This is a genomic window from Mycobacterium sp. TH-M82 (assembly GCF_057473605.1).
In genome coordinates this window covers 1-8,532 of the sequence record NZ_JBYCKY010000219.1, presented here as the reverse complement: position 1 = coordinate 8,532, position 8,532 = coordinate 1, and the positions used below count along the sequence as shown (strand labels likewise).

The following is an 8,532-nucleotide window of genomic DNA, read 5'->3' as shown; positions in this document are numbered from 1 at the left end:
TGGTGCGGCTCTGGTCGGCCATGCCGCGGGTGATGGCCTGGCGAATCCACCAGGTGGCGTAGGTGGAGAACTTGAATCCCTTTGCGTAATCGAACTTCTCCATCGCGCGGATCAGGCCCAGGTTACCCTCCTGAATGAGGTCGAGCAGTGGCATACCCCGACCGGTGTAGCGCTTGGCCAACGACACCACTAATCGCAGGTTGGCCTCCAGCAGATGCCGCCGTGCGGCCTGGCCGTCGCGTACCACCCCTGCCAGCTCGCGGCGCCGCTTCTCGCCGAAGCGCTTGCGGGTGTCGAGCAGATGCTGGGCGTAAAGACCGACTTCGATGCGCTTCGCCAATTCCACCTCGTCGGCGGCGTTGAGCAACGCCGTCTTGCCGATGCCGTTGAGATAAACGCGCACCAAGTCCGCGGCGGGGCTTTGAGCATCCAGATCCCCGTCGATCCGGCTGATGGTGACACTCGCCATGGTGACCTCCCATGTCCTACTCGAACTGCTACCGCTGACAACGCGCGACACGAGTCCAGAGTTCCCACTTGACGGCTACTTCACGCAGGTTGAGGTGCGGAAATGCGCCGGTGATCGTGAGAATGTATTAAGAACCAGTGGTATTCGGCGGCGCGTGGGGGGTAGTGGATCTCGGGCCGGACCTCTTGTGCTCCAGGGCAAGGCGTCGAGCCGTCGGGAAGAGGGGGGTACGCCGTCGCTCACCGTCGAACCGGCGTGGTTCGTCGGCGCGCCGCGGTGGCCGGTCGTTGGCGATCAGCACCGCCATCCACGGCAGCGGCACCGATGCCGCCACGATCGCCAGCGAGATCAAGCCGTTGTGCCACAGGCCGTAGGCGATCGCCGCGAAGACCAGCGCCGGAATGCGAAACGCCATCAGCGTCAGGTATTTGCGCACCCGCTCGCGGTGCTGCACCTCATATGCGGGCGCCGCAGCGGTGATCAGCACCGGCCGACCGTCATCGTCGAAACCCAGCTCCGAGCCGTGCTTCATCACTCCACTGTGGCACACCTGGTGCCCACCTGCGCAGCAGGTTTTCCCAAGGATCGACTTCACGGCACAATATGGGGCATGCGGACCGACACGATCGAGCGCCCTGACACCGACGAACGCGTCGACGACGGGACCGGCGGCGATGCACCGAAGTATTTTCACTACGTCAAGAAGGACAAGATCGCCGAAAGCGCGGTGCTGGGCACCCACGTCGTGGCGCTGTGCGGCGAGGTGTTTCCGGTGACCAAGGCCGCCAAGCCGGGGTCGCCGGTCTGCCCGGATTGCAAGCGGATCTACGAGAAGCTCAAGAAGGGCTGATCTGCTCCCGGTATTTCCTGGGTGACCGCAGCCAGCGTCGCAGCCGGTGGGCGTGGGGGGCCGGCGCTGGCCACTCTTCTTCGACCGCAGCGTTGAGTTCGGCGCCCAGCATGATGGCGAATCCGCCGAAGAAGGCGAACAACAAAAACGCGATGGGCGTGGCCAACGCGCCGTAGGTGTAGCCGGTGCTGGTGATATAGCGCAGATAGACCCGCAGGCCCCAGGCGGCGACGACGAACACCGTGGTGGCCAGCAACGCTCCGACGACGAGTCGATGCGACGGAAGGGGCCTGGGCAACGACGCACGGTAGAGGAAGGTGATCCCCAGCAGCAGACCGAGCGCCAGCATGGGGTAATAGCCGAATGGCAGCAGGTCGGCCCAGCTGTGCGGGAGATGGTCGGCGACCTTGCGGGGTCCCAGCGCTACCACGGGTGCCATCATGATCGCCGCCACCAGCATCACGACGTAGAGCAGCAGCGCGAAGAGCCGCTGGCGCACCGGGTGGCGCAGCGGCGTCTGATCGTGCGCCTCGACCACGGAATCGACGAACGCCGACACCGCCGATGAGCCCGCCCACAGCGAGATGACGAAACCAATCGATACCACCTCGCCGCGGGCGTTCGCCACGATGTCCCGGATCGTCGGTTCGATGATCTCGTTCACGACACTTTTCGAGAAGAACGTGCTTGCCGCGCCGATCAGCCGGTTTTGAATGATCGGCAGGGTGTCCGGTCCGAACAGCGGCGCGATATATGACAGGCTGCCCAGCATCCCGAGCAGCAGCGGCGGCAACGACAGCACCGACCAGAAACCCGCCTGCGCCGACTCGGAGAAGATGGAGTCGTCCCAGCTCTTCGTCAATGCTCGGCGAGTGATACGCCAGAGGTGGTGTCGGGACGGCTTCGGGGTTTCCTCGCTCATGACCGGTCCAGCATTCCCGACCAGCGACGGCCCTGCCAGACTGCCGGCGGGCGAGTCGGGTATGCCGCTTCCTTAGGGCTCGAGCGGCGCGCTGACCTGGAGCACCGCGGCCAGCTCGATCAGTTTCGCCTCATGCTCGTTAGCGTGGTGCTGGCAGAACAACAGATCGGCTCCCGATGGTAGCGTCGCACGCACCCGGGCCGCGGCACCACACCGATCACACCGATCAGCCCTGGTCAGCTCCGGACTGGTCAGCGTCGCGTTCATAGGTCCTCCGTTTCTCGCGTATCGTCCAAGTGTCTCAGACGCCCGGGCGTACGTGGTTGTTCCCCGCCGTTGCTGTGTCGGGTCTCACCTTCGGGGCAGCGGCGCGGTTCCACAGTTACACCACTATCAGGGGCGCAACTTTGGCGCATCACCGCGGCGGTCTACGTTTGTCTTCACGTCCAGCCCTCCACGACGCAAAATCGCTCATGGTCCTTGTACGTCGCAACCGGCCAGCTATGCACCGGCCTGCGCCATTAGCCAAGCATGAAGATCATCGTCGCCAGGCATAGTCTGCGCGAGATAGACGAGTGGCACGTTGCCCTCATGGTTGGGGGAGAATCGGAGTCGTTCAACCCATTCTTCGTTGTAGTCGATGATCTCATCGACGAGATCATCGAACGCCTCGGACAAGGTCTCGCCCTCGGCAGGTAACGGCATTCCCTTCACCCCCACGGTGTGAAGGCGATCCTCGTCGTTGTAGCTGACCTCAATCCACCAAGCAATCGGGAGTGTCGCTTAATCGAGGTAGTCTCGCAGCACCTGGGAGCGGCTGGGATGGCGCAGCTTCGACATCGTCTTCGACTCGATCTGGCGGATGCGTTCGCGGGTGACGCCGTAGACCTGGCCGATCTCGTCCAGCGTGCGGGGCTGGCCGTCGGTGAGTCCGAATCGCAGCCGAACCACGCCGGCTTCGCGCTCCGACAGCGTCTCCAACACCGACTGCAGCTGGTCCTGCAGCAAGGTGAAGCTCACCGCGTCGACGGCCACCACCGCTTCGGAGTCTTCGATGAAATCGCCGAGCTGCGAATCGCCTTCGTCGCCGATGGTCTGGTCCAGCGAGATCGGCTCGCGGGCGTACTGTTGGATCTCCTGCACCTTCTCCGGGGTGATGTCCATCTCCGTGGCCAGCTCTTCGGGGGTGGGCTCGCGGCCCAGATCCTGCAGCAGCTCGCGCTGGATGCGGCCCAGCTTGTTGATCACCTCGACCATGTGCACCGGGATGCGGATGGTGCGGGCCTGGTCGGCCATCGCCCGGGTGATAGCTTGCCGGATCCACCAGGTGGCGTAGGTGGAGAACTTGTAACCCTTGGTGTAGTCGAACTTCTCCACCGCGCGGATCAAGCCCAGGTTGCCCTCCTGGATCAGGTCCAAAAACGCCATCCCGCGGCCGGTGTAGCGTTTCGCCAGCGACACCACCAACCGCAGGTTCGCCTCCAGGAGGTGGTTCTTGGCGCGATCGCCGTCACGGCAGATCCAGACCATGTCGCGCCGGTATGCGACCGCCAGCTTCTCGCCCATCTGGGTGTATTCGGTCATTTTCTGGGTGGCGTACAGGCCCGCTTCGATCCGCTTGGCCAGCTCGACCTCTTCTTCGGCATTGAGCAGGGCCACCTTGCCGATCTGTTTGAGGTAGGCGCGCACCGAGTCCGCCGAGGCGGTGAGTTCGGCATCCTTGCGGGCCTGCCGCAGTGCCTCGGATTCCTCCTCGTCCCAGACGAAATCACCGGATGCCTTGTCCTTTTCGGTGGGCTCGGGAATCTCGTCGTCATCCTCGCTGACGGCATTCCCCTCAACTGGAGTAGCGGGCGTCGCCGGGGCGGTGTCCATGTCGGCATCTCCGTCGTGACCGGCATCGCCGCTGTCGGCGTCCCCCTCGAGGTCGTGGAGGATCAGGTCGGTGTCTCCTACCTCGGCCACCTCGGCTTTCTCGGCAACGGCGATGTCGTCGTCGCCGGGCTCGGCTTCGAACTCGGAGTCGGTGTCCAGGCTGTCGGTCGTGGGATCGAGATCAGCGACGACTGTGGCCTCGGGGATGTCGCGGCTCCGGTCCTTGCTGGTGGTTGCCTTTTTCGCGGTGCCGGTGGTGGATCGTGACTTGGTTTCGCTGTTGCCCGCCGTGCTCTTACGGGCGCGGCCCTTGGTCGGGGTGGTCGGGGCGGCCGGGGCGGTCACGCTGTCCTTGGTGGCGCTCTCTTTCCGCGCGCCGGTCCTGGTTGCGCCGGTCTTGGGTGCGGTCGTTTTGGGCGTGCGGGCCTTTGGCGCGCGAGTCTTGGCGGCGGTGAGCTTGGCCGCCCGGGTCTTGGGTGCGGTGGTTTTTGTGTTGCGGATCTTGGCGGCGGTGGTTTTGGGTGTGCCGGCCTTAGCTGCCTCGGCATTGGCGGTGGCGGTGGCGGTGGCCGTGCCGCGCTGGGTCGCGGCATGCCCGGTGGTGGACCGCACCTTGCTCCCGGTGGCCTTCTTGGCCGGGGCCGCGCGGTTCACGGACCTGTTGACCGAGCGTTTCGCGGGCGTCCGGACGGCGGGCTTGGCGGGCGTTTTGGTGGCGGTGCGTTTCGTCGGCTTGTCGGTCGTCGGCTTTGCCTTGGTCGCTGCCACGTCCGTCCCTTCGCTCGGATCGACTCTCGGTGTGCCGGGCCATGCGCAACCGAAAGTGTTGGGTATGTCGGATGTCGGCTCTAATATCAGTTGGATATCAGCTGGGATAGTCGCCGCTATCGGTTAGGCGGCCGCCGCGGCCCATTGTAACGACAGCAACGACAGCAACGACAGCGGTAACGGCAGCGCGGGGGCTGCACCGCTTAGCGGGCGGAAGTTCAGCGGGTGACATCGGTGGTGGCAGCCATTGCCGCACCCGCGATCCCCGCGGTGTTCTGCAGCGCCGCGGGGACCACCGGCGTCCGGTTTCCCAGTAGCGGCACCCACTTGTCAGATTTCCGGCTGATCCCGCCACCGGCGATAAACAAGTCCGGCCAGAACGCGTTCTCGATGGCCACCAGCACCTTGGTCACCTGTTTGGTCCACTTTTCGTAGCTCCAGCCGTGTTTGTCCCTGACCGACGAGGCGGCACGGTGCTCGGCTTCCTTGCCGTGCACCTCCAGATGGCCCAACTCGGTGTTGGGCAGCAGCTTTCCGTTGTGGATGAGGGCCGAGCCGATCCCGGTGCCGAAGGTGAGCAGCACGACCACCCCGGAGTGGTCCTTGCCGGCCCCGTACCGCACTTCGGCCAGCCCGGCCGCGTCGGCGTCGTTGAGGATGACGACATCTTGGCCGTCGAGTTCGGCGGCGATCGTCTCGCGCGCGTTGACACCGATCCACGACTTGTCCACGTTGGCCGCGGTCTGGGCGACGCCCTCGGTGACGACGCCGGGATAGGTCACCCCCAGCGGACCGGTCCAGTCGAACTCGCCGACCACAGCGGCGATGGTTTTGGCGACCTCGGAAGGAGTGGCCGGTTGCGGGGTGGCCAGCTTATAGCGGTCGCCGATCAGTTGCCCGGTTTCGAGGTCGACTATTCCGCCCTTGATACCGCTGCCTCCGACGTCGACGCCGAAACCACGTCGCTGCGGTGACGCGCCGGCGGCGTCGACGTCGCGCGCGCCGGCGACTGGGTCGGTACCGGTCATTCGGCCTCCTCGGCGGAACGGATGTTCGCCCACACCCTAGTCCGGCGAACGGGTGGTGGCCTGCCGCCGCGGCGGTTGTGTGGCGATTGGTTCGTGACGACACTCGACACTGACGCCCCCCGGTCAGCTGCACTCGGTGGCCGAAGCGCTCGCTGAAGGTGTGGGATTGTGCGACCGGGGCGTTGATCGCTACCGAGACCGGGGCGCGGGTGTTGCTGGCAGACTTGGCGCACCCGGCCGGCGGTGCCGGTGACCGTCCGCCGCCGCGCCCGGCATCGCCGATGAGCTGATCGCCGTGTTGGAGCAATTCGGTGGCATGGCGCCGATCCCGGAGTGAAGCCCCGACCCGGTCAGCAGGTGCCGGCGTGGATCTTGGTCAGCAGCGTGGGATCGGGCGGCCCGCTGGAGTCCGGACGCAGGCCGGCAAGCGCCGTGTTGATGTCGTCGCTCTGCGTCAAGGTGGTGAAGTCTGTTCCGACGGCGAGGTCGACGGTGTCGTCGGTGCGGTCATCGCGGAACAATTCGGTGCATGGCGCCACCAGCCACACCGCGGCTGCAGTGGCCTGACCGGCCGTGCCGAAGCGGATCTGGCCCGCGCAGTCCAGTCGGGTGTGGACATAGACCGGGTCATTGGCGGCGGTGGGTTGCGCGAAGCCCAGGTCCCGTAGTGCCCCGGCCACGTCGGCGGCCTGACCGGACCGTCCGCTGGCGTTGAGGACGTGGATCTTGGTCTCGGCCAACTTGGCCGGGGTGACGCCGGCCATCGTGGCCCGCGCCACCTGCGTCCCCAGTCCGGGTTGACCCGGCTCGCCGGGCGTCGGCGGTGGATTGCATGTTGCGACTTCGTGGATATCGGTGGAGCGGGTGAGCGCAACCGCCCATATCACGCTGGTGACCAACACCAGCAACGCCAGAACATAGACAGCGGGCCGGGTGTTCCGCCGCCGGAAGGGCCGTCCGTGCTTGTCGAACGCGGTGCCCTTGGTGATTTGCGCGACCACATACGCACTCTAGAGGCTTCTCAAGGGCGCCGTTTCCGCAGACGACCATGGTCCGGGGATGAAGTGTGATGTAAATCATAGTTGAATAGGTCGAAATACGGGCACGAATCATTTGGTAGATGCGTTCGACGCTGATACAAAGCCTCTTGCTTGCTGGATTACGAGGGCCTTATCAGGAGACGGAGGGGAGAGGCGATGCCGACCGACTATGACGCTCCACGACGAGCCGATGCTGACGAAGTGTCGGAGGACTCGCTTGACGAGCTCAAGGCGCGACGCAACGAAGCGCAGGCGGCGGTGGTTGACGTCGATGAATCTGAATCCGCCGAATCCTTCGAGCTGCCCGGCGCCGACCTGTCCGGTGAGGAGTTGTCCGTCCGTGTCGTTCCCAAGCAGGCCGATGAATTCACTTGCTCTTGTTGCTTTTTGGTGCAGCACCGCAGTCGGTTGGCCAGCGAGAAGAACGGCGTGATGATCTGTACCGACTGCGCGGCCTGAGCTACCTGCAGACGCCCAGGGTCGTTCAGTCCCTTAACGCCGACAGCACCCGCTGCGGGTGGCGACAACTCACCAGCCAGTACGGGGTCGGATCGTCTGGATCGTCGAGGACAAGCAACACCATGGGCCCCACCCAGCCCCTGTGCACCACATACGCCGCCGGATCGAGTTGGCGACCCAGTGCCGCCGACTTCGCCGAACGTCCGACCTCGGCGCAGCGGGCGATCACACTGACGGGCAGATGCGCCTCACCCACCCACAACTCGACCCGGCCGTTCTGGCCGTCACGGTCGGCCGTGCCGTCACTGTCCGTGACCCGCACCTCCACGCGTCCCAACCACAGCAGCACAACCGCGGTCACCGCGAACAGCGCTGTGAACGGTAGCCAGTCAGGCAGGCCGCGCACGCCGAGAACGACTTCGTAGGCGATCAGTGCCGCTGCCGCCAGACCCAGCGGCCACCACCACCACGGCACTCGCAGTCGCTCGCGATACCGCACGTTCTGCGACGGCCGCGAGCTTGTGCGCGATCCCGACACCCGGTTGAGGGTAGTCTTCTGGCTCGTGTCGACCAGTCTGACGGTTGTTCGTCTGGATCGCGGGCTGCCGCTGCCGAGCCGTGCCCATGACGGCGATGCCGGCGTCGATCTCTACAGCGCCGTCGATGTCGAACTCGCACCGGGCCGGCGTGCCCTGGTGCCGACCGGCGTCGCAGTGGCTGTTCCCTTCGGCATGGTGGGCCTGGTACACCCCCGCTCCGGTTTGGCTGCGCGGGTGGGGCTTTCGATCGTCAACAGTCCCGGTACGATCGACGCGGGCTATCGCGGCGAGATCAAGGTTGCGTTGATAAACCTCGACCCCGCTACGGCGATTACCGTGCATCGCGGCGACCGGATCGCCCAGCTGCTGGTGCAGCGCGTCGAACTTCCCGGGCTGGTCGAGGTGACTTCGTTCGACGAGGCTGGGCTGACGGGCACAACCCGTGGCGACGGCGGTCACGGGTCCTCTGGCGGACACGCGAGTCTGTAGCGTTGAGACGCCGCCGGCGACGATGCAGAGCGAAGCGATGAGGAGGAGCGGCGTTGAGACGCCGCCGGCGACGATGCAGAGCGAAGCGATGAG

General features: G+C 65.5%; 12 protein-coding genes and 1 pseudogene. 4 read left to right on the top strand and 9 right to left on the bottom strand.

Annotated elements, in window-relative coordinates; translation table 11 throughout:
- Together AC2VON_RS06460 and AC2VON_RS06455 are read right to left on the bottom strand one after the other, a co-directional pair.
- Positions 1 to 469: sigma-70 family RNA polymerase sigma factor (locus AC2VON_RS06460; protein ID WP_486952200.1), on the bottom strand; the 469-nt coding region annotated here is incomplete at its 3' end.
- A gap of 127 nt (positions 470 to 596) precedes the next feature.
- The gene (locus tag AC2VON_RS06455; RefSeq protein ID WP_486952199.1) at positions 597 to 1,019 is read right to left on the bottom strand and encodes a DUF3099 domain-containing protein; all 423 of its coding nucleotides are present in this window, start codon (positions 1,017 to 1,019) and stop codon (positions 597 to 599) included.
- A 60-nt stretch (positions 1,020 to 1,079) separates the two neighbouring features.
- Here AC2VON_RS06455 and AC2VON_RS06450 point away from each other — a divergent pair, with 60 nt between their 5' ends.
- Positions 1,080 to 1,319, top strand: a complete 240-nt coding sequence (locus AC2VON_RS06450) for a DUF3039 domain-containing protein (protein WP_486952198.1) — start codon at positions 1,080 to 1,082, stop codon at positions 1,317 to 1,319.
- On the opposite strand, the gene AC2VON_RS06445 is transcribed toward AC2VON_RS06450, so the two are convergent.
- The 5 genes from AC2VON_RS06445 to ppgK form a co-directional block, all read right to left on the bottom strand.
- Positions 1,306 to 2,241, bottom strand: coding sequence for a YihY/virulence factor BrkB family protein (locus tag AC2VON_RS06445; protein ID WP_486952197.1), 936 nt, complete (start codon positions 2,239 to 2,241; stop codon positions 1,306 to 1,308). The genes AC2VON_RS06450 and AC2VON_RS06445 overlap by 14 nt on opposite strands.
- Positions 2,242 to 2,313: 72 nt before the next feature.
- Complete coding sequence (locus tag AC2VON_RS06440; protein ID WP_486952196.1) at positions 2,314 to 2,508, bottom strand: DUF7455 domain-containing protein; 195 nt, start codon at positions 2,506 to 2,508, stop codon at positions 2,314 to 2,316.
- Between the two features lie 234 nt (positions 2,509 to 2,742).
- The gene (locus AC2VON_RS06435) at positions 2,743 to 3,000 is read right to left on the bottom strand and encodes a hypothetical protein (RefSeq protein WP_486952202.1); all 258 of its coding nucleotides are present in this window, start codon (positions 2,998 to 3,000) and stop codon (positions 2,743 to 2,745) included.
- Between the two features lie 24 nt (positions 3,001 to 3,024).
- Complete coding sequence (locus AC2VON_RS06430; RefSeq protein ID WP_486952195.1) at positions 3,025 to 4,884, bottom strand: RNA polymerase sigma factor; 1,860 nt, start codon at positions 4,882 to 4,884, stop codon at positions 3,025 to 3,027.
- 218 nt (positions 4,885 to 5,102) lie between these two features.
- Complete coding sequence (gene ppgK / locus AC2VON_RS06425; protein ID WP_486952194.1) at positions 5,103 to 5,912, bottom strand: polyphosphate--glucose phosphotransferase; 810 nt, start codon at positions 5,910 to 5,912, stop codon at positions 5,103 to 5,105.
- A gap of 143 nt (positions 5,913 to 6,055) precedes the next feature.
- Here ppgK and AC2VON_RS06420 point away from each other — a divergent pair.
- Positions 6,056 to 6,249 (top strand): annotated as a pseudogene (locus AC2VON_RS06420) (inositol monophosphatase); the annotation flags it as partial.
- A gap of 13 nt (positions 6,250 to 6,262) precedes the next feature.
- On the opposite strand, the gene cei reads toward AC2VON_RS06420, so the two are convergent.
- On the bottom strand, positions 6,263 to 6,913 hold the full coding sequence (gene cei, locus AC2VON_RS06415) for an envelope integrity protein Cei (RefSeq protein ID WP_486952193.1): 651 nt from the start codon (positions 6,911 to 6,913) through the stop codon (positions 6,263 to 6,265).
- Positions 6,914 to 7,108: 195 nt separating this feature from the next.
- On the opposite strand from cei, the gene AC2VON_RS06410 reads away from it, so the two are divergent.
- Positions 7,109 to 7,411 (top strand): DUF4193 domain-containing protein, encoded by a 303-nt coding sequence (locus tag AC2VON_RS06410; protein ID WP_486952192.1) that lies wholly within the window; start codon positions 7,109 to 7,111, stop codon positions 7,409 to 7,411.
- 25 nt (positions 7,412 to 7,436) lie between these two features.
- Here the strand turns inward: AC2VON_RS06410 and AC2VON_RS06405 are convergent, their stop codons facing one another.
- The gene (locus AC2VON_RS06405; protein ID WP_486952191.1) at positions 7,437 to 7,949 is read right to left on the bottom strand and encodes a DUF3093 domain-containing protein; all 513 of its coding nucleotides are present in this window, start codon (positions 7,947 to 7,949) and stop codon (positions 7,437 to 7,439) included.
- Between the two features lie 25 nt (positions 7,950 to 7,974).
- Between AC2VON_RS06405 and dut the strand changes: the two genes are divergently transcribed.
- The gene (gene dut / locus AC2VON_RS06400; RefSeq protein ID WP_486952201.1) at positions 7,975 to 8,439 is read left to right on the top strand and encodes a dUTP diphosphatase; all 465 of its coding nucleotides are present in this window, start codon (positions 7,975 to 7,977) and stop codon (positions 8,437 to 8,439) included.
- Positions 8,440 to 8,532: the final 93 nt, after the last annotated feature.